This is a genomic window from Variovorax paradoxus, from assembly GCF_009755665.1.
GTDB classification, from domain to species: domain Bacteria; phylum Pseudomonadota; class Gammaproteobacteria; order Burkholderiales; family Burkholderiaceae_C; genus Variovorax; species Variovorax paradoxus_G.
On the sequence record NZ_CP046622.1, the window covers coordinates 1741989 to 1763115 of the forward strand.

Sequence of the window (21127 nt, forward strand, 5' to 3'; positions counted from 1 at the left end):
AATGGCGAGCGCCGACAGCACCGTGTTCGCGCTGTACGGCGTCGATGTTCGCCTGGGGCGCGTCGCGGCGCTGCAGGGCGCCACGCTCACCATTGCGGCCGGCGAGCGCGTGGCGCTCATCGGCGCCAACGGCAGCGGCAAGACCACGTTGCTGCGGCTGCTGCATGGGCTGGTGCCGCATGCGGCCGGGAGCTTCACCAGCGCGGCGCCGCGGCGCCACCAGGCCATGCTTTTCCAGCGCCCCCACATGCTGCGCGCCTCGGTAGTCGTCAACGTGGCGATGGCATTGTGGCTGCGCGGCACGCGCTGGCGCGATGCGCGCCGCGCCGCCATTCCGGCGCTGGCGCGCGTGGGGCTCGAAGACCTGGCCGGCCGGAATGCCCGTGCCTTGTCGGGCGGCCAGCAGCAGCGGGTGGCGCTGGCACGTGCCTGGGCGCTGCATCCGGCGGTGCTGCTGCTCGACGAGCCCACCGCCAGCCTCGACCCCACTGCCAAGCGCGAGGTCGAAATGCTCATTGCCGAAGCCGCGGTCGGCCGCACGCTGGTGTTTGCGAGCCACAACCTGGGACAGGTGAAGCGGTTGGCCAGCCGCGTGGTCTACCTCGAGCACGGCCGCGTGCTGGCCGATTTGCCTGTGCATGATTTTTTCCATGGGCCCCTGCCTGAAGAGGCCCGCCTGTTCGTCAAAGGAGAGTTGGCATGAATCCGTTTTTCAAGCGCCGCGGCAATGCGCGCATCCGGGCCTCGCTGGCGGTGGCTGTTTTCTTCGTTGGCGCGGGTGCCGTGCAAGCCGAGACCATCACCATGGCTTCGACCACGTCCACCGAGCAGTCGGGCCTGTTCGCCCATCTGTTGCCGGCCTTCAAGAAGGCCAGCGACATCGACGTCAAGGTGGTGGCGGTGGGTACCGGCCAGGCCATCGACATGGCCAAGCGCGGCGATGCCGATGTGCTGTTCGTGCACGACACGGCGGCCGAGGAGAAGTTCGTGGCCGAGGGCTTCAGCGCCAAGCGCTATCCGGTGATGTACAACGACTTCGTGCTCGTGGGCCCAAAGGCCGACCCGGCGGGCGCCAGCGGCAAGGACATTGCCGCCGCGCTGAAGAAGATTGCCGCGGCCAACGCGCCTTTTGTTTCGCGCGGCGACAAGAGCGGCACCGACGCCGCCGAGCGCCGCCTCTGGACGCAGGCCGGCGTGGCCGAAGCGGGCCAGCCCGTACCCAACGACCGCAAGGGCTCGGGCTACAAGGAATGCGGCTGCGGCATGGGGCCGGCGCTCAACATCGCGGCATCGTCGGGCGGCTACGTGCTGGCCGACCGCGGCACCTGGCTCAGCTTCAAGAACCGCGCCGATCTTGCGGTGCTGGTCGAGGGCGACAAGCGGCTCTTCAACCAGTACGGCGTGATGGTCGTGAGCCCGGCCAAATTCCCTTCGCTCAACAGCAAGGGCGCGCAGAAGTTCGTCGACTGGGTGATCTCGCCCGCGGGGCAGCAGAGCATTGCCGCCTACAAGATCGGCGGCGAGCAGCTGTTCTTTCCGAACGCGCTGGCGAACTGAACCGCGCCGCTGCGGCGGTCGGTGCGTGCGGTGCCCACCATGACCTCCCAGGTCATCGACGCCGGAAGCGCCCGGCGCGACCATTCCTTCACCCCGCGATGTTGCGGGTCGAGATCTTCGAAAGGAATCGTCATCATGAACACCGCCGCACACGACGCCACCGCCATTGCCCAGCGCTACATCGCCGTCTGGAACGAGACCGATGCCGCACGCAGGGCCGAGTTGATCGAAGCCGCCTGGACGGCCGATGCGCGCTACGTGGACCCGATGGCGCAGGCCAGCGGCCGCGAGCAGATCAGCGCGTTGGTCGGCGCGGTGCACCAGCGCTATCCGGGCTTTCGCTTCAGCCTGTTCGGCAATCCCGAGGCGCACGGCGACAACCTGCGCTTTTCTTGGACGCTGGGCCCCAGCGGAGCCGAAGACCTGATCCAAGGCACCGACTTTGCACACCTAGACGCCGGCAAGCTGCGCTCGGTGACCGGCTTCCTCGACAAGGTGCCGGTCGGCGCCTGAAGGCCGCGGTTCAGTCGGCAGACCCGGCGGGCCGCCCGCGCCACAGTTTGCGGTAGACCGTGGCGCGGCTGATGCCGAGGGTGCGCGCGGCTTCGGCCACGTTGCCGCGCGCATCGGCCACGGCCTTGCGGATCAGGGCGGTTTCCACGTCGCGCAGCCTTGGCTGGGCTTCGGGTGCCGAAGCCGCTGAGCGACGCCCACCGCGCCGGGCCTCGACCTGAACGCGCAGGCCCGACCAGAGCGGCACTTCGAGCACGGCGTCGCCACGCCGGGCGGCGTCGAAGAGCATGTTCAGGGGAAGTGCGAACAGGTCGTTGCAATGCAGCGCATGCTGACCGCGCGCCAGGGGCTGGTGCAGCATCTGCCGCGCCGCCGCATTGGCGCCCGTGACGTTGCCGCTTCCGTCGATGCACAGGAGGCCTTCGGTGGCCTCGTTGCCGGGGCAGCCCGGCCAGGAGAGATGCAGGCGCAGCTCGCAAGGCTCGTTCAGCACCAGCGTATTCTCGATGCTGCGCGCCGACAGAACGGCCAGGTGCCGCAGTTCCGGCCGCTCCACCACCTGAACGCCGGTCAGGTCGAGCATGCCGATGCAGTCTCCCTGTGGACCGAAGAGCGGCGCCCCGGCGCAGCTGTAGATGCTGGTGTCCTCGAAGAAATGTTCGCCGCGGTGCAGCCACACCGATTCCTGCTCGGTCAGCGCGGTGCTGATGGCGCTGGTGCCGACCGCGCGCTCCGAAAGGTCGACCCCCACGCGCGCGATGTGGCGGGCGTAACGGGTGGAGGTGTCGGTGCCGTCGGGCAGCGGGCCCACGTCGACCACGATGCCCTTGGCGTCGGTCAGCACCGCGAAATAGCGCGTGTCGGCAATGGCGCGGGACACCCGTTCGATCACCGGGCGGGCCGCAGCCAGAAGAGCCCGGTTGCGCTCGGCCACCTCTCGAATGGCGGACGGCGCCACTGGGTCGAAGTTCACGCGCTCCTGAGGCTGTCGCCCCGCCTCGATGCAGCGCTGCCACGAGCGGACGATCCACGGCTCGATGCGCAGGGTGCCCCGCGAGCGGCCGGCCGCGCCGTGGATCAGCTCCCGTCGGGCTTGCGCAATGGCGAGGGAGCGCTCGGGGAGGGACGGAACGGTGGAGGCGGACATCGGGTCGATTCGCTCGGATGGGGCGTTTTTTTATGGAGCTTGCCTGGCCGCAAGTTGTTTCATTTTGAGAATTTCGCGCGCACTGCGCAAGCGGTGAGGGTTTTGCCTAGGATAGTGCAGGGGGGCGGCGTCCAAGATGCCATTCGCTGAACCAGCCATCACCTTCAACGGAGACAGCCAAATGCAGGTAGCTTTCACGGTCAACGGCCGACCGGCCACGGTCGACGCTCCCCCCAACACTTTTCTGGTGCACGCGATCCGCGAGCATCTTCATCTCACCGGCACGCATGTCGGCTGCGACACCGCCCAATGCGGCGCATGCACCGTGCACCTGAACGGGCGCGCGGTGAAGTCGTGCAACATCCTGGTCGGGCAAGTGGCCGGCGCGCAAATCACCACCATCGAGGGCGTGGCCCAGCCGGACGGCACCATGCACCCCATGCAGGCCGCCTTCAAGGAGTGCCACGGCCTGCAATGCGGCTTTTGCACCCCCGGCATGGTCATGAGCGCCATCGACCTGTGCACGCACCACCCCAAGTCGAGCGAGTCCGAAATTCGCGAGCTGCTCGATGGCAACCTGTGCCGCTGCACGGGCTACCAGAACATCGTCAAGGCGGTGCAGATGGGCGGCGAGGCGATGGCCTCGGGTACGCCGGTCAAGACCACGGCCACGGCCGCAGCCTGAACGGAGCGGCATCATGGGTGCTTCCGACTTCTCGAACCTGCCCCACATCGGCGAGGCGCTGCGGCGCAAGGAAGACTATCGCTTCCTGACCGGCGCGGGCAACTACACCGACGACATCACGCTGGCCAACCAGAGCCATGCGGTCTTCGTGCGCTCGCCGCACGCCCACGCCGTCGTCAAGTCTGTGGACACGGCCGAGGCGCTCAAGATGCCCGGCGTGGTTGGCATCTTCACCGGCAAGGACATCGAAGGAAAGATGGGAGGGCTGCCCTGCGGCTGGCTCATCAACAATCCCGACGGCACGCCCATGAAGGAGCCGATGCACCCGATCCTGGCGATCAACAAGGTGCGCTACGTGGGCGACCATGTGGCCATGGTGGTGGCCGAAACGGTCGAGCAGGCTAAGAACGCGGCCGAGGCCGTGGTGGTCGACTACGACGTGCTGCCCGCGCTGGTGAGCGTGGCCGACGCGGCCAAGACGGCGAGCGGCGTCACGCTGCACGACGAGGCGCCCGACAACCGGTGCTACAAGTGGGCGCTGGGCGACAAGGCCGCGGTGGACGCGGTGTTTGCCAATGCCGCGCACGTGACCAAGCTCGACCTGGTCAACAACCGGCTGGTGCCCAATCCGATTGAGCCGCGCGTGGCCATCGGCAGCTACAGCCGCGGCACCGACGACTACACGCTGTATGTGTCCAACCAGAACCCGCACGTCGAGCGCCTGTTGATGACCGCCTTTGTGCTCGGCCTGCCCGAGCACAAAGTGCGCGTGATTGCGCCCGACGTGGGTGGCGGCTTCGGCTCCAAGATCTTTCTGTACGCCGAAGACGTGTGCCTGACCTGGGCCGCCAAGCAGCTCAATCGCAACATCAAGTGGACGGCCGAGCGCTCCGAGTGCTTCTTGTCCGATGCGCATGGCCGCGACCATGTGAGCCACGCCGAAATGGCGATGGACAAGGACGGCAAGTTCCTGGCGATGCGCGTGCACACCGATGCCAACCTGGGCGCCTACCTGTCGACCTTCTCGACCGCAGTGCCGACCATCCTCTACGCCACGCTCCTCGCGGGCCAGTACACCACGCCGCAGATCTATGTCGAGGTCGATGCGTGGTTCACCAACACCGCGCCAGTCGATGCCTACCGCGGGGCGGGGCGGCCCGAAGCCACCTACCTGCTGGAGCGCCTCGTGTCGCGCTGCGCCTGGGAAATGAACCTGGGCCAGGACGAGATCCGCAAGCGCAACTTCATCACCACGTTCCCGTACCAGACGCCGGTGGCGCTGCAATACGACACGGGCGACTTCCACGCCTGCATGGACAAGGCCAAGGCGCTGGCCGAAGTCGAAGGCTATGCGCAGCGCAAATCGGCGAGCGAAGCCCAGGGCAAGCTGCGCGGCATCGGCTATTCGAGCTACATCGAGGCCTGCGGCATCGCGCCTTCGAACATCGCGGGTGCGCTGGGCGCGCGGGCCGGTTTGTTCGAATGCGGTGAAATCCGCGTGCACCCGACCGGCAGCGTGACGGTGTTCACCGGCTCGCACAGCCATGGGCAGGGGCACGAAACCACCTTTGCGCAGGTGGTCGCGGCGCGGCTGGGCATTCCGGTCGACAACGTCGACGTGGTGCACGGCGACACCGGCCGCGTGCCTTTCGGCATGGGCACTTATGGCTCGCGCTCGATCTCCGTGGGCGGTGCGGCCATCATGAAGGCGCTCGACAAGATCGAGACCAAGGCCAAGAAGATTGCTGCGCACCTGATGGAAGCGAGCGATGCCGACATCGAGTTTGCGAACGGCGAGTTCACGGTCAAGGGCACCGACAAGAAGATTCCGTTCGGCCAGGTGGCGCTCACGGCCTACGTGCCGCACAACTACCCGCTCGACAAGCTCGAGCCCGGGCTGAACGAAACCGCCTTCTACGACCCGACCAACTTCACCTTCCCGGGCGGCACCTACATCTGCGAGGTCGAGGTGGACAAGCAGACCGGCGAGGTGCGCGTCGACCGCTTCACCGCCGTGGACGACTTCGGCACCATCATCAACCCGATGATCGTCGAGGGCCAGGTGCACGGCGGGCTGGTGCAGGGCATCGGCCAGGCGCTGCTCGAAAACTGCGTGTACGACAACGAGACCGGCCAGCTGCTCACCGGCAGCTTCATGGACTACGCCATGCCGAGAGCCGGCGACTTTCCGCAGTTCAAGCTCGACACCGTGTGCACGCCATGCACGCACAACCCGCTCGGCACCAAGGGCTGCGGAGAGGCAGGCGCCATCGGCTCGCCGCCAGCGGTGATCAACGCCGTGCTCGACGCGCTGGCGCCGCTCGGCGTCAAGGACTTCGACATGCCCGCCTCGGCCAGCCGAGTGTGGGAGGCGATGCAAAAGGGCAGCGGAAGCGCGGCGGCGGATGCGCAGCCGCAGGAGCCCGCGCTCTCCGCAAGCACCCAAGGCCGCCCGGCTCCCTGAACATAAAAGAAGGAATCACACCATGTACGCCTTCACACTCGAACGGCCCTCCACCGTCGCCGATGCGGCCAAGCTGGTGACCGCCGGCGCCAAGCCGCTGGCCGGCGGGCAAACGCTGCTTGCTTCCATGAAGCTCAGGCTCTCCGCGCCCGAGCGGCTGGTAGACCTTGGCGGCGTCAAGGAACTCACCGGCATCAAGAAAGACGGCAGCGCGATCACCATCGGTGCCATGTCGCGCCACCTGGACGTGGCCAACAACCCCGACGTGAAAGCCGCGTTCCCCGCGCTCGCCGACCTGGCCTCGCGCATCGGCGACCGGCAGGTGCGCGCGATGGGCACCATCGGCGGGTCGGTGGCCAACAACGATCCGGCGGCGTGCTATCCCAGTGCGGTGCTCGGCTCGGGCGCAACGGTCATCACCACGAAGCGCGAGATCGCGGCGGACGACTTCTTCCTGGGGCTTTTCACCACGGCGCTGGAAGAGGACGAGCTGATCACTTCCATCCGCTTTCCGGTTCCCAAGCGCGCCGTGTACGAAAAGCTGCGCCAGAAGGCGTCGCACTTTCCGCTGGTCGGCGTGTTCCTGGCGCAATACGACAGCGGCGTGCGGGTGGCCATTACCGGCGCGGGCAACGGCGTGTTCCGCCACGCGGGGCTCGAAGATGCGCTCAACAAGAGCTTTACCGCCGCGGCCGCCGCAGCCGTGAAGATCGATGCGAGCGAGCTCAACGGCGACCTGCATGCTTCTGCGGCCTACCGCGCCAACCTGATCAGCGTGCTCACGCAGCGCGCCGTGACCAAGGCGCTGGGCTGAAGCAGCGGGGCGAGAACCGGAAGGCGCGACGACATCTCGCGTCTTCCGCTACGCTTTGCCATGATCTTCCCGACCATCGATTCTCTTTCGGACGGCTTGATGAAGGCCGGCTACTTTGCCGACCGCCGCCTGGCGACGGCCGTGTTCCTTGCGCTCAAGCTGCAGCGCCCGCTGCTGCTCGAAGGCGAGCCCGGAGTGGGCAAGACCGAGCTTGCGAAGGCACTGTCGACCGCGCTTGGCCGCGAGCTGCTGCGCCTTCAGTGCTACGACGGGCTGGAGCAGCGCGAGGCACTTTATGAATGGAACTATGCCGCGCAACTGCTGCACATGCGCGCGGCCGAAGCCACGGGCGCGGCGCGCGACGTGGAAGCCGAGGTGTACCAGCCGCACTACCTGATCCGGCGCCCGCTGCTGCAGGCGCTGCAAACTCCGGCCCCCGGCGCGGTGCTGCTGATCGACGAGGTCGACCGCGCCGACGAACCGTTCGAGGCCTTCCTGCTCGAATACCTTGGCGAATACCAGGTCAGCATTCCCGAGCTGGGCACGGTGCGCGCGGTGGTGCCGCCGGTCACTATCCTTACCAGCAACCGCACGCGCGAACTCAACGATGCGGTCAAGCGGCGGTGCCTCTATCACTGGCTCGACTACCCCGAGCGCGAACGCGAACTGGCCATTGTGCGGGCCCAGGTGCCGCAGGCCGGCGAGAGGCTTTCGGCCCAGGTGGCGGCCTTTGTCGCGCGGTTGCGCGATGCACCGTTCGTCAACGCGTTCCAACGCGCGCCCGGCATCGCCGAAAGCGTCGAGTGGGCCCGGGCGCTGATTGCGCTCGATACGGTCGAGCTCGATCCTGAAGTGGTGGTCGACACCGCGGGCATCCTGTTCAAGCAGCGCGACGACGTGGCCGCGCTCACGCGCGAACTGGCGTCCGACCTGCTGAAACCCGAAGAGCCGGTTGCGCCCTGAGCGCGGCTTGCCAAGGCTGCCCGCAATGACAGGTATCCAGCAACTCGGCGATGTACGCAGCGGCAAGCTCGCCGGCAACATCACCGCCTTTGGCCGCGCGCTGCGCCGTGCCGGTGTGCGCACCGATGCCATGCGAATCTCACTTGCTGCCGAAGCGGCCACGCTGGTCGGCGTCGAAAGCCGGCTCGACCTGAGCGCGGCCATGGAAGCCGTGATGGTGAGCCGCGAGCAGGACCGCATGGTGTTTCGCGAACTGTTCGATGCGTGGTTTCGCGACCCCGAACTCGCCAACAAGCTGCTCGCGCAAATGCTGCCGAGCGCCGAAGGCAAAGCCGAGCCCTCGAAGCGCCGCCCGCGCGTTCGCGAAGCGCTCACTGCGCCGCGCGACCCAGCCAAGCCCGCCGTGGCTGCCAAGCCCGACAAGGAGGTCGAGTTCGATGCTGCCATGACGTCTAGCGACCGCCGGCGGCTCCAGCATGCGGACTTCAATGCGCTCGGCGCTTCGGAATACCGGCTGGTCGAACGCCTTGCGCGCGATATCTCGTTGCCCATTCCTTCGCTGCCTTCCCGCCGGCTGCGCGCTGCCAACGATGCGGGCTCGCAGCATGCGCGCATGCATTGGCCTGGCGTGCTGCACGAGGCGGCGCGCACGGGCGGTGAAATTCTTCGCCTGCCGAAGCTGAGCCGGCGCGAGCAGCCGCTGCCGCTCCTGGTGCTGGTCGATGTGTCCGGCTCGATGGAGCGCTATGCGCGCCTGCTGCTCGCGTTTCTGCATGCAGCCACCCGCCGCGCCGGGCGGCGCGATGTATTCGCATTCGGCACCCGCCTGACCGACCTGACCCCTGCTTTCCGGCTGGCCGATACCGACGCCATGTTGGGCGCGGCCAGCCTCGCGATCGACGATTTCGCGGGCGGCACCCGGCTGGGGAGCTCGCTGGCCGAGCTGCGCCGTGCGCATGCGCGCCGGCTCACGGGGCGCCGTACGCTGGTGCTGGTGATCAGTGACGGGCTCGATACCGGCGAGCCCGCGCTGCTGGAAAGCGAGTTGCTCTGGCTCAAGCGCCATTCGCGCCGGCTGCTGTGGCTCAACCCGCTGCTGCGCTTCGAGGGCTACGCCCCTTTGGCGCGTGGGGCCGGCGTGCTGCACCGGCATGCAGACGCGATGCTGGCAGTCCACAATCTCGGTGCCCTCGAACAGTTGGCCGCGAGCATTGCCGCACTGATGCGATCCGGCCGCTAGGCCCCTACAGGAAACAAGAAGGAAATCCACCATGGAAATGCTCGGCAACCGCCGCCTCGGAATCACGCAGCAACAGGCGTGGGAAGCGCTGAACGACCCCGAGACGCTCAAGAAGTGCATTCCCGGCTGCGACAAGTTCGAGCTCACGGGCGACAACCAGTACAGCGTGGCGCTGGCCGTCAAGATCGGCCCGGTGTCCGCCAAGTTCAACGGCAAGGTGATGCTGTCCGACATCGTGGCGCCCGACGGCTACAAGCTCACCTTCGAAGGGCAGGGCGGTGTTGCGGGCTTCGCCAAGGGATCGTCCAGCGTGACGCTCAGGCCGCTGGACGGCGCCGCGGCCGAGTCGGCGCCGGCCGGCTGCGAACTCGATTACACCGTGCAGGCGCAGGTCGGCGGCAAGATCGCCCAGCTTGGACAGCGCCTGATCGACGGCGCGGCCAAGTCGACTGCGGACGACTTTTTCAAGCGCTTCGAGGCCGAGATGCAGAGCCGCTACGGACCGCCGCCAACGGCCGCCGAAGAAACAGCGGAGGCACCCGCGGAGAAAGCAGGCGTCATGTCGGGTCTCATGAAAAAAATTGGTCTCGGCAAGAAGGACGACAAGGACGCGTCCGCCGCACCGGGGAACGAAAGCTGAGGACTGGCGACGCCATGGAAAATCTCGATGTGATGGTGCTGCGCACGCTGCGCGACTGGCGTCAGGCCGGCAAGCGCGCGCTGCTGACCACGGTGGTGCGCACCTGGGGCTCGTCGCCGCGGCCGGTGGGCTCGATCATGGCGCTGGCGGACGACGGCGCGGTGGTGGGCTCGGTCTCGGGCGGCTGTATCGAGGATGACCTGATCGCCCGCTACAGCCACGCCCACGCGAAGAACGATCAGGGCGAAGAAGTGCCGCCAGGCGCACCGCCCAGGCTCGTGAAGTACGGCATCACGGCCGACGAGGCGCATCGTTTTGGCCTGCCCTGCGGCGGCACGCTGGAACTGCTGCTCGAGTACGACCCCGATGCCGCCTTGCTCGCCGACTTGGTGGCCGAGCTCGAGCAGGGCAAGCTGATGCAGCGCACCGTCACGCTCGCCAACGGTGCCGTGCGGCTGAACGAAGCCAAGGCGCCGGACGAACTCAAGGTGAACGACACCGAGCTCACCACCACCTTTGGCCCCGAATACCGCATGCTGCTCATCGGCGCGGGGCAGTTGGCTGAATACCTTGCCACGATGGCCAAGTTCAGCGGCTTTGCCGTGACGCTGTGCGACCCGCGCGCGGAATACCGCACTGCGTGGTCGCTGCCCGGCGTGGAGATCACCACCGAGATGCCCGACGATGCGGTGCTGGCCTTCAGGCCCGACCGGCGCAGCTGCGTGGTCGCGCTCACGCACGACCCGAAGCTCGACGACCTGGCGCTGCTCGAAGCTCTGCAGAGCGAGGCGTTCTATGTGGGCGCCATCGGCTCGCGCCGCAATGCCGATGCGCGGCGCGACCGCATGATCGAGCACTTCGACCAGACGGCCGAATCGCTCGCGCGGCTGCGCGGCCCCATCGGCATCTACATTGGCAGCAAGACGCCGCCGGAAATCGCCGTCAGCGTGATGGCGGAAATTCTTGCGGTGAAGAACGGCGTGACGCTGCCGCGCGAAATGGAAGTGGCGCGCGCCAAGGGCCTGCAGCAGCTCGCGATGAGCTGAGGCTCTGGCGAGCTTTCTCTCTTCAGTTCAGTTCAGCGGGCCCGTCTTTGCCGCGGGCGGCACGTCGCCGCCCTTTTGCCGCTCGCGAAAGAGCGCGGCGCGCATCAGGAAGATGGTGGTGATGGGAGCCGTGAGCGCAATGAAGAGAACGATCAGCACGGCATGCAGGAACAGGCTGTAGCCCTGCACCGAGAAATACACGATGGTGGCGATGGTCATGCACCACACGCCCACCGTGGCGCCGAGCGTCGGCGCATGAATGCGGCGGAAGAAGGTGGGCAGGCGCACGAGGCCGAAGGAGCCGATGGCGGCGAAGGCTGCGCCGAGCACCGCGAACACGGCGGTGACGATTTCCGCCCACAGCGGCAGCGGCCCCACGATGAAATCAGTCATTCGATGACCTCCCCGCGCAATAGAAACTTGGCCATGGCCGTCGACCCCACAAAGCCGAACAGCGCCGTGAGCATGGCCGCTTCGAAATACACGTTGCTCGCATAGACGATGCCGAGCACCAGCATCATCAGCATGCCGTTGATGTAGAGGCAGTCCAGCGCCATCACGCGGTCTTGCGCGGTCGGCCCGGCCAGAAGGCGGGTAAGCGCGCAGAGCATGGCCACGGCCAACAGCAGGAGCGCGAGCTTCAGGGCCCAGAAGAGTACAGGCGTCATGATTCGAAGATCTCCATCAGGGGGCGTTCGTAGCGCTGCTTGATCATGGCGACGAAGGCGGCTTCGTCCTCGACGTCGAACACGTGGATCAGCAGCACGCAGCTGTCGAACGAGATTTCGCCCCAGGCGGTGCCCGGCGTGAGGCACATGATCATGGCCAGCACCGCAAGCCCGTTCGGGTCGCGCAGATCGAGCGGCACGTTCACGAACTTCGATTCGATGCGCGATGTGCGCCGCGTGAGCAGCCGGCGCGCCACGAAGAGAGCCGATTGCAGCATGTCCGCCGTCGCCCGGCCCGTGAGCCGCAATGCGACCCATGGCTTGCGCATGCGCACGGCAGCCGGCCGGAGGCCCTTGGTGAGCAGCGGCACCGCAATGGCCAGCACCGCGGCCGATGCCAGCGTGGCGGCCTCCAGCGACTGGTTGAGCAGGAGCCATACCGCGAAGAGCGCAATCGACAGCGGCGGCGAAGGAATCCAGCGCTTCATGGTGCCGTGCCCTTCTGCGCAGGCACGGGGTTGGGCACCTGCCGTGCATCGAGCACCGCGTTGCGATACGCCGTGGGCGTGCGCAGCCCTTCGGCGGTGATGAGCGCGTGGCGCATGACGGGGCCAGCCCACACCGTCAGCGCGACGCAGGCGGCGAGCAGGCCGGCCACGGGCAGCACCTCGAGCGCGGGCAGCGCCGGCATGGTGGGATGCGGCTGGGTCCAGAAATGGCGGATGCCGGTGCGGCTCAGCGCAATCAGCGCCAGGAAGCCCGAGGCGATCAGCAGCGCCAGAAAAATCCACGCCGGCGTCGAGGTGCCGCTGGTCGCGAAGGCGCCGGAGAGTATCGCAAACTTGCCCACGAAGCCGGAGAACGGCGGCAGGCCCGCAAGCAGCAAGGTGCAGCCGATGAAGCTCAGGCCGAGAAACGCCACGCCGGCCGGAATTGCGCGGCCATAGAGCGCCTGCGCTTCGTCGTCGAGGTTCACGTCGTCGAGCACGCGCAGGTCTTCGGCCAGGAAGGGCGCATTGCCCGCCGCTTCGTGCGGCGCAACGCTCATGCCGGCATTGCGCCAGCGCTCGATCATGTCGATCAAGAGGAAGAAGGCGCTGACCGCGAGCGTGGAGCTCAGAAGGTAGTAGAGCGCGCCGGCCCAAACGGCGGGTTCGCCGAGCCCCAAGGCGGCCAGCAGCGTGCCCGCCGACACCAGCACGCTGAAGCCCGCAAGATTGGAGAGCCGCTGCGTGCCGACGATGCCCATGGCGCCCGCGAACAGTGTGGCAAGGCCGATGGCAATGAGCGCCGACTGGCCGAACGCGGCCGACGCGCCGGCATCCGGCGCAAAGAGCAGGGTCCACAGCCGCAGCAGCGTGTAGATGCCGAGCTTGGTCAGCAGCGCGAAGACCGCGCCCACCGGCGACACCGCCGCGCTGTAGGCCGGCACCAGCCAAAAGTTGAGCGGCCATGCGCCGGCCTTTGCGAAGAACGCGGTCGCGAGGATGGCGGCCGCCGCATGCACCAGGCCGCGGTCGGCCGGCGCGAGCTCGGCGATGCGCACGCTCAGGTCGGCCATGTTGAGCGTGCCCGTCACGCCGTAGAGCAGCGCCGCGCCGATCAGGAAGAGGGAAGAGGCGGCCAGGTTGATGGCGATGTAGTGCAGCCCGGCCTGCACGCGCAGCCGGCCCGAACCATGCAGCAGCAGGCCGTAGGAGGCAGCGAGCATCACCTCGAAGAAGACGAACAGGTTGAACAGGTCGCCGGTTAGAAAGGCGCCGTTCAGGCCCATGAGCTGCAGCTGCAGCAGCGGATGGAAATGCACGCCGGCCCGGTCCCAGCGCGAGGTGGAATAGATCGAAGCCGCAAACGCGACGACGCCCGTCAACGCCACCATCATGGTCGAGAGGCGGTCCGCCACCAGCACGATGCCGAAGGGCGCTTGCCAGTTGCCGGGCAGGTAGACGCCGATCGACCCCGGACCGTCGCCCGTATCGGGCGCATTCACCCAGCGCAGCAGCGCCAGCGCCGCCAGCAGGCCCACCAGCCCCGAGACCACGCTCAGGGCCGACTTGGCGCGGCGCCGGCTTTCGCCGAGCAGCAGCATCAATGCCGCGGTGAGCAAGGGCACGAGGATCGGTACCGCCACCAGATGCGGCATGCTGAAGTCGAGCAGGCGGTCGAGCAGTTGTACCGGTTCCATCACTCGGCCGCCTCCTGCCGCTCTTCGCCGTCCACGTGGTCGGTGCCGGCCAGCCCGCGCGAGGCCAGCAGCACCACGAGGAACAGCGCGGTCATCGCAAAGCCGATCACGATGGCCGTGAGTACCAGGGCTTGCGGCATCGGGTCTGCGGTGTTGGCCAGTGTGGAAGTGAAGCCCTTGACCAGCACCGGCTCGCTGTCGAGCTTGAGCCGCCCCATGCTGAAGATGAAGAGGTTGACCGCGTACGAGATGAGCGTGAGGCCCATGATCACCTGGAAGGTGCGGGGACGCAGCAGCAGGTACACGCCCGAGCCGGTGAGCACGCCAATGGCGAGTGCGAGCACGATTTCCATCAGTGCACCCCCTCCACGGCTTCGGACTGGGCCTGTGCTTCCTTTTCGGCCTGCTCGTCGGCCCAGCGGTGGCTGCGTATCGACTGGTGGGCCAGCGCGGTAAGAATGAGCATGGTGGCGCCGAGCACCAGCGCGAACACGCCGATGTCGAAGAAGAGCGCACTCGGCACATGCAGCTCGCCGAGCACCGGAAGGTGCAAGTGAGCAGTGTGCGTGGTCATGAACGGATAGCCGAACACCACCGCGCCGCTGCCTGTCGTCAGCGCCAGCAGCAGGCCGACGGCGATCCAGCGGCGCGGATAGATGCGCAGGTGCTCTTCCACCCATTCGGTGCCCGAGACGATGAACTGCAGCAGCAGTGCAACCGACATCACCAGCCCCGCGACGAAGCCGCCGCCGGGCGAGTTGTGGCCGCGCATGAAGAAGTAGACCGCGACCAGCACCGCAAGCGGCAGCAGCAGCCGCACCAGCACGGCCGGCACCATCAGGTAGCCCACGGCAGTGTCCTTGGCGAGGCGGGGGTTCAACAGATCGCTGCTGCCGTCGTCGGCCTGCAGGCGCTGCTGCACCGGCAGGGCCATCGATTCGCGCGCCGGACGGAAGCGGCGCAGCAGCGCATACACGGTGAGGGCCACCACACCGAGCACCGTGATTTCGCCGAAGGTGTCGAAAGCGCGAAAGTCGACCAGCATCACGTTGACCACATTGGTGCCGCCGCCTTCGGTGAGCGCGCGCTCCAGGAAGAAGGGCGAGATGCTCTGCGGAAACGGCCGCGTCATCATCACCCAGGCCAGTGCCGACATGCCGCCGCCTGCGGCGGCCGCCACCAGCAGGTCGCGCCCGCGCCGGCCCCAGGGGCGCAGCCTGGCGCGCGCGGGCTGGATCGCGTCCTTGCTGCGCATCGGCAGCCAGCGAAGGCCCAGGAGGATCAGCACCGTGGTGACGGCTTCGACCACGAGCTGCGTCAGCGCAAGGTCGGGTGCCGAGAACCAGATGTAGGTGACCGAGCACACCAGGCCCGCGCCCGAGGCCAGCATCAGCGCGGCGAGCCTGTGGAACTTTGCCTGCCATGCCGCGGCCAGCGCACAGACGCCGCCGATAAGCCAGGTCATCGCAAACATCGTCGAGAAGGGCAGCAGCTCGCGGGTGCCGCGTGCAACGGGCGCGGTCCACAGCGAAACCGCGGCGCCCACAGCGGCCACTGCAATCAGCAGCAGCAACTGCGTTTGCAGGCGCCGGGTGCCCAGCACGCGTCGGCTCCGGCGGCCAGCTTCACTGAGCTGCGCGAGCAGGTGCTCGAAGATGGCTTGGCCGTCGAAGCGGTGCAGCAGCGGCGTGTGCGCCAGGTCGCCGCGCGCGCGCCGGCGGCGCTGCGACAGGTAGAGCGCCATGCCGCCGGCCAGTGCCACGAAGCTCATGGCCAACGGCAGGTTGAAGCCGTGCCACACGGCCAGGCTGTATTCAGGCAGCACGCCGCCGACCACCGGCGTGGCGGCAGCGGCCAGGAGCGCGCCGATGGACCACGCGGGCGCCACGCCGACCACGAGGCACACCAGCACCAGCAGCTCGACCGGCACGCGCATCCAGTGCGGAGGCTCGTGCGGCTCCTTCGGCACCTCGGGGCCGCAGGGTGGGCCGAAGAACACGTCGAACACGAAGCGTGCCGAATAGGCCACGCTGAAGATGCCCGCCACGGTTGCGATGATCGGCAGGCTCACGTTGATCCAAGGCGTTGCCTGGATGAACACCGTCTCGGCGAAGAACATCTCCTTCGAGAGAAAGCCGTTGAGCAGCGGCACGCCGGCCATCGAAGCGCTTGCAATCACCGCCAGCGTGCCGGTGATCGGCATCAGCCGCATCAGGCCGCTGAGCTTGCGGATGTCGCGCGTGCCGCTCTCGTGGTCAATGATGCCGGCCGCCATGAAAAGCGATGCCTTGAAGGTCGCATGGTTCATGACGTGGAACACCGCCGCCACCGCCGCGAGTGGGCTGTTGAGCCCGAGCAGCAGCGTGATGAGCCCCAGGTGCGAGATGGTCGAGTAGGCCAGCAGCGCCTTCAGATCGCGCTGGAACATGGCAACGAAGCCGCCGAGCAGCAGCGTGATGGCGCCCGCGCCGCCCACCAGCCAGAACCACAGCTCGGTACCCGAGAGCACAGGCCACAGCCGCGCCATCAGGAACACGCCGAGCTTCACCATCGTGGCCGAATGCAGGTAGGCCGAAACCGGGGTGGGCGCCGCCATGGCGCGCGGCAGCCAGAAGTGGAACGGGAACTGCGCGCTCTTGGTGAAGGCGCCAAGCAGTATCAGCACCAGCGCGGTGGGGTAGAGCGCGTGCGCGCGGATTGCGTTGCCTGAAGCCAGAACCACGTCGAGCTCGTAGCTGCCTGCAATGCGGCCCAGCACCAGCACGCCGGCCAGCAGGCAGAGCCCGCCGGCACCGGTGACGGTAAGCGCCATGCGCGCGCCGCGCCGTGCGTCGCGCCGGTGATGCCAATAGCCGATCAGCAGAAACGAGAACAGGCTGGTGAGTTCCCAGAACAGCACCAGCTGGATGAGGTTGCCCGAGAGCACCACGCCCATCATCGCGCCCATGAACGCGAGAAAGAACGAGAAGAAGCGCGGCACCGGATCGGAGGCCGACATGTAGTAGCGCGCATAGAGCACCACCAATGCCCCGATGCCGAGCACCAGCATGCAGAACAGCCAGGCAAAGCCGTCCATGCGAAACACGAGGTTGAGGCCGAGTTCCGGCAGCCACGCGATTTCCTGGCGCAGCACGTTGCCGTGTGCAATTTGCGGAAAGAACCACGCCGCCTGCACCGCACAGCCCAGCGCAACGAGCCCCGCCAGCGTCGACTCCCGGTTGCGCGCGTTCGACGGCATCAACGCGGCCAGCACGCTGGCAATGAAGGGGAGTGCGACGAGAAAGACCAGGGGCATTGCGGTCGATTCTATCGAGCGGCCCTCTGGAAGAGCCCTTCAGAAACCCCGAAGCTCCGCGCGATTTAAGCGCGGCGCGGCGTCAGGCGGCCAGGGCCTGAACGCTGCGTATGCCCAGCCAGGTGACGAACAGCGAGCCCCCGAGATGTGCTGTGGCCGTGAGCAGCGCCACGCCCAACCGTCCTTCGAGGAGCATGGTCACCACTTCGGCCGAAAAGCTCGAGAACGTGGTGAGCCCGCCGAGGAAGCCGGTCACCAACGCGAGCCGCCAGATGGGATCGAGATCGGGCAGCAACTGGAACGAGGCAATGGCCACGCCGATGAGGTAGCCCCCGATCAGGTTGGCGGCCAGGGTGCCCCATGGCATGAGCCCCCCGGCCCCGAACCAGAGCGCGAGCCCCCAGCGCGCCAGCGCGCCGACAGAGGCGCCGACGCAGATGGCGAGAATCGGAAGCAGCATCGGTCTATTGTCGGGGACGTTCGTCCCTGTTCATGGCGCCATTTGCTGAGGCAGCCAGGTGACCAGTTGCGGCACGAAGTAGATGATGAGCACGGCGGCCACCATCAGCATGAACATCGGCAGCGTGACTCGCGCGATGTAGAGCAGGTCTTTTCCCGTCATGCCTTGCAGCACGAAGAGGTTGAAGCCGACCGGCGGCGTGATCTGCGCCATCTCGACCACCAGCACGACGAAGATGCCGAACCAGATCGGGTCGATGCCGGCGGAGGTCACCGTGGGCATGATGACACCCATGGTGAGCACCACCATCGAGATGCCGTCGAGGAAACAGCCCAGCACGACGTAGAAAACCGCGAGCATCACGATCAGCTGGAACTTCGAGAGCCCGAGCGAACCGATCCACTCGGCCAGGTGCCGCGGCAGGCCGATGTAGCCCATGGCGAGCGTGAGAAAGGCCGCGCCCGCGAGAATCAGCGCCATCATGCAGTAGAGCCGCGTGGCACCGAGCAGCGCTTCCTTGAAGCTGTGCCAACTGAGCGAGCCCTGCGCGGCCGAGATGATCATGGCGCCCACGACACCCACCGCCGCCGCTTCGGTGGCCGTGGCAATGCCTGCGTAGATGGAGCCGAGCACCGACAGGATCAGCAGCGCGACCGGGATCAGCGAGAGCGATGCCCGCAGCTTCTCGACAAAGGGCAGCCTGGCATCGGCCGGCGGAATGCGGTCGGGATGGCGCAGCGACCAGAAAACGATGTACCCCGAGAACAGCAGCGCGAGCAGGATGCCGGGGATCACGCCCGCGATGAACAGGCGTGCGATGGACACATCGGCGCTCACGCCGTAGACGATCATGATGATCGATGGCGGAATCAAGAGGCCCAGCGTGCCGGCCCCGGCCAGCGTGCCGATGACCATGTCGTCGGGGTAGCCGCGGCGCTTGAGCTCGGGCAGGCTCATCTTGCCGATGGTGGCGCAGGTGGCTGCGCTCGAGCCCGACACCGCCGCGAACACCGCACAGCCCACCACGTTGGTGTGCAGCAGCCGTCCCGGCAGGCTTTGCATCCAGGGCGCGAGCCCCTTGAACATGTCCTGCGAGAGCCGCGTGCGGAACAAGATCTCGCCCATCCATATGAACAGCGGCAACGCGGTGAGCGTCCAGCTCGAGGCCGAGCCCCAGATGGTCACCGCCATGGCGTCGCCCGCGGGGCGCGACGAGAAAACCTGCATGGCGATCCACGCCACGCCGGAGAGCGTGAGACCGATCCACACGCCGCTGCCCAGAATCAGGAAGAGCGCGGCAATCAGCAGGCCTGCAACGGCAATGTCACTCATGGCGCAGGGCCTCCGTTCCGACCGGCTTGGCCGGTCTTCCGCGCCACTCGATCACGAACTCGTCGAAAGCCGCGATGGCAAACACCAGCGCGCCGACGGCCATCGAGAGTTGCGGCAGCCACAGCGGGGTGGCGTCGTTGCCCGTGGAAATATCGTGAAAGTCGTAGGACTGGTAGACCAGCCGCGCGCTGTACCAGGCGAACAGCAGCGCGAGCAGGGCGCCCGCGCCCATGGCCCAGCGTTCGAGCCAGCGTTGCGCGGCGGGCGGCAGGTTCTGCAGCACCAGGGTCACGCGGATATGCTCGCCGCGCTTGAGCGTGTGCGCGAGCGCAAGAAAACCGGCGCCGGCCATCAGGTAGCCCGCATAGGCATCGATGCCCGGAATGTTGAAATGAAGCTGCCGGCCGATGATGGAGAGCAGCACCATCACGAGGAGGCCGATCATGAAAAGCGCCGCCAGGGCGGCGGCGCTGTCGTACAGAAAATCGAGTGTCTTTCGCATCGCAAGTTGTTCGGCGATGCGTCACATCTTCTTGTAGGCGTCGACCACCGCCTGCCCGTCGGGGCCCGCCTTTTCGAGCCACTCCTTGAGCATGGTGTCGCCGACTTTCTTCATGTCGGACTTGAGCGCGGCGGAAGGCACATGAACCGTCATGCCGTTCTTCTTGAGCAGGTCGAGGTACTCGATGTTCTTCTTCTTCGAAATGTCCCAGCCGCGCTTCTCGGCATCGGCGGCCGCCTTCAATACGGCGTCCTGCGTGGGCTTGTCGAGCGCGTCGAAGGCCTTCTTGTTCATGAGCAGCGCGTTCTTGGGCAGCCAAGCCTGTGTGTCGTAGAAGTTCTTGATGTACTCGTAGGTCTTGGTGTCATAGCCGGTGGAACCGGACGACATGTACGACTCGATCACGCCGGTGGCCATGGCTTGCGACAGTTCGGCCTGCTGCACGGTGACCGGCTGTGCGCCGACGAGTTCGCCGATGCGCGCGGTGGCGGGGCTGTAGGCGCGCCACTTTACGCCCTTGAGGTCGGCGGCGGAGGCGATTTCCTTCTTCACGAAGATGCCTTGCGGCGGCCAGGCCACTGCATAGAGCAGCACGATGCCCTGTTCGGCCAGCTTCTTCTCGAGCACGGGCTTCTGCGCCTGGTACAGCTTCCAGGCGGCGTCGTAGCTGTCCGCAAGGAACGGGATGCCGTCGGCACCGAACATCTGCCATTCGTTCTGGTAGTTGACCAGCAGGATCTCGCCGAGTTGCGCCTGGCCTCCTTGCACCGCGCGCTTGATTTCGGGCGCCTTGAACAGCGAGGCGTTGGCGTGCACCGTGATCTTGAGCTTGCCGCCGCTGGCCTTGTCGACGTCGCTGGCGAACTGCACGTTGTTCTCGGTGTGGAAGTTGCTCGCCGGGTAGGCGGTGGGCAGATCCCACTTGGTTTGCGCGAAGGCTGCGGCGCCGAGAGTGAGACCAGCGAGGGCAATACCGAACTTGTGATTCATGAGTGCTCCGGAACGTATGAAAGTGAAAACGAAAGCGAGCATACGTGCAAATTCCGGGCCATACGCTGAGGCATTTCCCTGCCACGCGGCTTGGTGCCGCGGCCGCTTTCCTGTTGCGGCGCGCACAAAAAAGCCGCCTTGCGGCGGCTTCGGTCATTGCGTTGCCAAGTGCCGCGAGCGCGGCACCGCCGGCGGACCGTCGGACGCGATCAGGGCTTGGCCGGCTTCGCGTCGGCAGCGGTTGCCTTCACGGGCTTGGCTGCCTTGGCTGCGGCCGGCGCGCTGGCTTGGCCACCGAAGACCTGGCCGTTCACCGTCAGGCCTTCGGCCGACAACTTTTCTGCCTTCTTTTCCTTCACGCCCTTGATGCGCTGCATGAAGTCGGGCCAGTCCTTGAACTCGCCTTCCTTGCGGGCGTCGAGGATGCGCTTGGACATTGCGGGCCCCACGCCCTTGATGCCGTCGAGATCGGCCGCCGTGCCCTTGTTGACATCGACTGCGGCGAACGAGGCAACCGCAAACAGCATGGCCATGGTGGCCAGGATTTTCTTGAACATGTTCGAACTCCCTGATTTGTTGATTTGACTGTTTGCCGACGGAGGTGCCGGCTCGCGTTCAACGAGTGC

22 protein-coding genes are annotated in these 21127 nt (G+C 66.9%); 10 read left to right on the forward strand and 12 right to left on the reverse strand.

The window, feature by feature from the left end:
* The first annotated feature begins 1 nt into the window (after window position 1).
* The 3 genes from GOQ09_RS08110 to GOQ09_RS08120 all read left to right on the forward strand — a co-directional run bounded on the left by GOQ09_RS08110 (window position 2) and on the right by GOQ09_RS08120 (window position 2070).
* Window positions 2–703 carry an ABC transporter ATP-binding protein gene (locus tag GOQ09_RS08110; RefSeq protein ID WP_157616621.1) on the forward strand — a complete coding sequence of 234 codons (702 nt, stop codon included), beginning with the start codon at window positions 2–4 and terminating at the stop codon, window positions 701–703.
* A complete protein-coding gene (locus GOQ09_RS08115) occupies window positions 700–1557 on the forward strand; it encodes a substrate-binding domain-containing protein (protein ID WP_157612974.1) in 858 nt (285 codons plus the stop codon). Before GOQ09_RS08110 ends, GOQ09_RS08115 begins: the two co-directional genes overlap by 4 nt.
* 135 nt (window positions 1558–1692) lie before the next feature.
* A complete protein-coding gene (locus GOQ09_RS08120; RefSeq protein ID WP_157612975.1) occupies window positions 1693–2070 on the forward strand; it encodes a nuclear transport factor 2 family protein in 378 nt (125 codons plus the stop codon).
* Window positions 2071–2080: 10 nt separating this feature from the next.
* Here GOQ09_RS08120 and GOQ09_RS08125 read toward each other — a convergent pair whose 3' ends face one another.
* Complete coding sequence (locus GOQ09_RS08125) at window positions 2081–3217, reverse strand: helix-turn-helix domain-containing protein (protein ID WP_157612976.1); 1137 nt, start codon at window positions 3215–3217, stop codon at window positions 2081–2083.
* Window positions 3218–3398: 181 nt separating this feature from the next.
* Between GOQ09_RS08125 and GOQ09_RS08130 the strand changes: the two genes are divergently transcribed.
* The 7 genes from GOQ09_RS08130 to GOQ09_RS08160 are packed head-to-tail and all read left to right on the forward strand — an operon-like array spanning window position 3399 to window position 11069.
* Window positions 3399–3902, forward strand: coding sequence for a (2Fe-2S)-binding protein (locus GOQ09_RS08130; RefSeq protein ID WP_157612977.1), 504 nt, complete (start codon window positions 3399–3401; stop codon window positions 3900–3902).
* 13 nt (window positions 3903–3915) lie between these two features.
* Window positions 3916–6366 carry a xanthine dehydrogenase family protein molybdopterin-binding subunit gene (locus GOQ09_RS08135; protein WP_157612978.1) on the forward strand — a complete coding sequence of 817 codons (2451 nt, stop codon included), beginning with the start codon at window positions 3916–3918 and terminating at the stop codon, window positions 6364–6366.
* A 22-nt stretch (window positions 6367–6388) separates the two neighbouring features.
* Entirely contained in the window at window positions 6389–7180 is a 792-nt protein-coding gene (locus GOQ09_RS08140; protein WP_157612979.1) for an FAD binding domain-containing protein, read from the forward strand.
* Window positions 7181–7240: 60 nt separating this feature from the next.
* A complete protein-coding gene (locus GOQ09_RS08145) occupies window positions 7241–8143 on the forward strand; it encodes an AAA family ATPase (protein ID WP_157612980.1) in 903 nt (300 codons plus the stop codon).
* A gap of 25 nt (window positions 8144–8168) precedes the next feature.
* A complete protein-coding gene (locus tag GOQ09_RS08150; protein ID WP_157612981.1) occupies window positions 8169–9383 on the forward strand; it encodes a vWA domain-containing protein in 1215 nt (404 codons plus the stop codon).
* Between the two features lie 31 nt (window positions 9384–9414).
* Window positions 9415–10023: a CoxG family protein gene (locus GOQ09_RS08155; protein ID WP_157612982.1), complete on the forward strand. Its 609-nt coding sequence runs from the start codon at window positions 9415–9417 to the stop codon at window positions 10021–10023.
* A 14-nt stretch (window positions 10024–10037) separates the two neighbouring features.
* Window positions 10038–11069, forward strand: coding sequence for an XdhC family protein (locus GOQ09_RS08160; protein ID WP_157612983.1), 1032 nt, complete (start codon window positions 10038–10040; stop codon window positions 11067–11069).
* 27 nt (window positions 11070–11096) lie between these two features.
* Here the strand turns inward: GOQ09_RS08160 and mnhG are convergent, their stop codons facing one another.
* The 11 genes from mnhG to GOQ09_RS08215 form a co-directional block, all read right to left on the reverse strand.
* Complete coding sequence (gene mnhG / locus GOQ09_RS08165) at window positions 11097–11462, reverse strand: monovalent cation/H(+) antiporter subunit G (RefSeq protein ID WP_157612984.1); 366 nt, start codon at window positions 11460–11462, stop codon at window positions 11097–11099.
* Entirely contained in the window at window positions 11459–11737 is a 279-nt protein-coding gene (locus GOQ09_RS08170; protein WP_157612985.1) for a K+/H+ antiporter subunit F, read from the reverse strand. The genes mnhG and GOQ09_RS08170 overlap by 4 nt, the downstream gene beginning before the upstream one ends.
* Window positions 11734–12225 (reverse strand): Na+/H+ antiporter subunit E, encoded by a 492-nt coding sequence (locus GOQ09_RS08175; protein ID WP_157612986.1) that lies wholly within the window; start codon window positions 12223–12225, stop codon window positions 11734–11736. Before GOQ09_RS08175 ends, GOQ09_RS08170 begins: the two co-directional genes overlap by 4 nt.
* Complete coding sequence (locus GOQ09_RS08180; protein WP_157612987.1) at window positions 12222–13922, reverse strand: monovalent cation/H+ antiporter subunit D; 1701 nt, start codon at window positions 13920–13922, stop codon at window positions 12222–12224. Before GOQ09_RS08180 ends, GOQ09_RS08175 begins: the two co-directional genes overlap by 4 nt.
* Window positions 13922–14275, reverse strand: a complete 354-nt coding sequence (locus GOQ09_RS08185; protein WP_157612988.1) for a Na+/H+ antiporter subunit C — start codon at window positions 14273–14275, stop codon at window positions 13922–13924. Before GOQ09_RS08185 ends, GOQ09_RS08180 begins: the two co-directional genes overlap by 1 nt.
* Window positions 14275–17217, reverse strand: coding sequence for a monovalent cation/H+ antiporter subunit A (locus tag GOQ09_RS08190; protein ID WP_157612989.1), 2943 nt, complete (start codon window positions 17215–17217; stop codon window positions 14275–14277). The genes GOQ09_RS08185 and GOQ09_RS08190 overlap by 1 nt, the downstream gene beginning before the upstream one ends.
* A gap of 82 nt (window positions 17218–17299) precedes the next feature.
* The gene (gene crcB / locus GOQ09_RS08195; RefSeq protein ID WP_157612990.1) at window positions 17300–17677 is read right to left on the reverse strand and encodes a fluoride efflux transporter CrcB; all 378 of its coding nucleotides are present in this window, start codon (window positions 17675–17677) and stop codon (window positions 17300–17302) included.
* 30 nt (window positions 17678–17707) lie between these two features.
* Window positions 17708–19009 (reverse strand): TRAP transporter large permease, encoded by a 1302-nt coding sequence (locus GOQ09_RS08200; RefSeq protein WP_157612991.1) that lies wholly within the window; start codon window positions 19007–19009, stop codon window positions 17708–17710.
* The gene (locus tag GOQ09_RS08205) at window positions 19002–19511 is read right to left on the reverse strand and encodes a TRAP transporter small permease (protein WP_157612992.1); all 510 of its coding nucleotides are present in this window, start codon (window positions 19509–19511) and stop codon (window positions 19002–19004) included. The genes GOQ09_RS08200 and GOQ09_RS08205 overlap by 8 nt, the downstream gene beginning before the upstream one ends.
* A 21-nt stretch (window positions 19512–19532) precedes the next feature.
* On the reverse strand, window positions 19533–20501 hold the full coding sequence (locus tag GOQ09_RS08210) for a TRAP transporter substrate-binding protein (protein ID WP_157612993.1): 969 nt from the start codon (window positions 20499–20501) through the stop codon (window positions 19533–19535).
* Between the two features lie 209 nt (window positions 20502–20710).
* The gene (locus tag GOQ09_RS08215) at window positions 20711–21058 is read right to left on the reverse strand and encodes a ComEA family DNA-binding protein (RefSeq protein ID WP_157612994.1); all 348 of its coding nucleotides are present in this window, start codon (window positions 21056–21058) and stop codon (window positions 20711–20713) included.
* Between the last annotated feature and the right edge of the window lie 69 nt (window positions 21059–21127).

Coding starts and splice junctions, on each gene's coding strand:
- GOQ09_RS08215 (WP_157612994.1), bottom strand. CDS start 21,058: ATGTTCAAGAAAATCCTGGCCACCATGGCCATGCTGTTTGCGGTTGCC.
- GOQ09_RS08140 (WP_157612979.1), top strand. CDS start 6,389: ATGTACGCCTTCACACTCGAACGGCCCTCCACCGTCGCCGATGCGGCC.
- GOQ09_RS08110 (WP_157616621.1), top strand. CDS start 2: ATGGCGAGCGCCGACAGCACCGTGTTCGCGCTGTACGGCGTCGATGTT.
- GOQ09_RS08145 (WP_157612980.1), top strand. CDS start 7,241: ATGATCTTCCCGACCATCGATTCTCTTTCGGACGGCTTGATGAAGGCC.
- GOQ09_RS08205 (WP_157612992.1), bottom strand. CDS start 19,511: ATGCGAAAGACACTCGATTTTCTGTACGACAGCGCCGCCGCCCTGGCG.
- GOQ09_RS08120 (WP_157612975.1), top strand. CDS start 1,693: ATGAACACCGCCGCACACGACGCCACCGCCATTGCCCAGCGCTACATC.
- GOQ09_RS08125 (WP_157612976.1), bottom strand. CDS start 3,217: ATGTCCGCCTCCACCGTTCCGTCCCTCCCCGAGCGCTCCCTCGCCATT.
- GOQ09_RS08160 (WP_157612983.1), top strand. CDS start 10,038: ATGGAAAATCTCGATGTGATGGTGCTGCGCACGCTGCGCGACTGGCGT.
- GOQ09_RS08185 (WP_157612988.1), bottom strand. CDS start 14,275: ATGGAAATCGTGCTCGCACTCGCCATTGGCGTGCTCACCGGCTCGGGC.
- mnhG (WP_157612984.1), bottom strand. CDS start 11,462: ATGACTGATTTCATCGTGGGGCCGCTGCCGCTGTGGGCGGAAATCGTC.
- GOQ09_RS08175 (WP_157612986.1), bottom strand. CDS start 12,225: ATGAAGCGCTGGATTCCTTCGCCGCCGCTGTCGATTGCGCTCTTCGCG.
- GOQ09_RS08200 (WP_157612991.1), bottom strand. CDS start 19,009: ATGAGTGACATTGCCGTTGCAGGCCTGCTGATTGCCGCGCTCTTCCTG.
- crcB (WP_157612990.1), bottom strand. CDS start 17,677: ATGCTGCTTCCGATTCTCGCCATCTGCGTCGGCGCCTCTGTCGGCGCG.
- GOQ09_RS08150 (WP_157612981.1), top strand. CDS start 8,169: ATGACAGGTATCCAGCAACTCGGCGATGTACGCAGCGGCAAGCTCGCC.
- GOQ09_RS08115 (WP_157612974.1), top strand. CDS start 700: ATGAATCCGTTTTTCAAGCGCCGCGGCAATGCGCGCATCCGGGCCTCG.
- GOQ09_RS08190 (WP_157612989.1), bottom strand. CDS start 17,217: ATGCCCCTGGTCTTTCTCGTCGCACTCCCCTTCATTGCCAGCGTGCTG.
- GOQ09_RS08170 (WP_157612985.1), bottom strand. CDS start 11,737: ATGACGCCTGTACTCTTCTGGGCCCTGAAGCTCGCGCTCCTGCTGTTG.
- GOQ09_RS08180 (WP_157612987.1), bottom strand. CDS start 13,922: ATGGAACCGGTACAACTGCTCGACCGCCTGCTCGACTTCAGCATGCCG.
- GOQ09_RS08130 (WP_157612977.1), top strand. CDS start 3,399: ATGCAGGTAGCTTTCACGGTCAACGGCCGACCGGCCACGGTCGACGCT.
- GOQ09_RS08155 (WP_157612982.1), top strand. CDS start 9,415: ATGGAAATGCTCGGCAACCGCCGCCTCGGAATCACGCAGCAACAGGCG.
- GOQ09_RS08210 (WP_157612993.1), bottom strand. CDS start 20,501: ATGAATCACAAGTTCGGTATTGCCCTCGCTGGTCTCACTCTCGGCGCC.
- GOQ09_RS08135 (WP_157612978.1), top strand. CDS start 3,916: ATGGGTGCTTCCGACTTCTCGAACCTGCCCCACATCGGCGAGGCGCTG.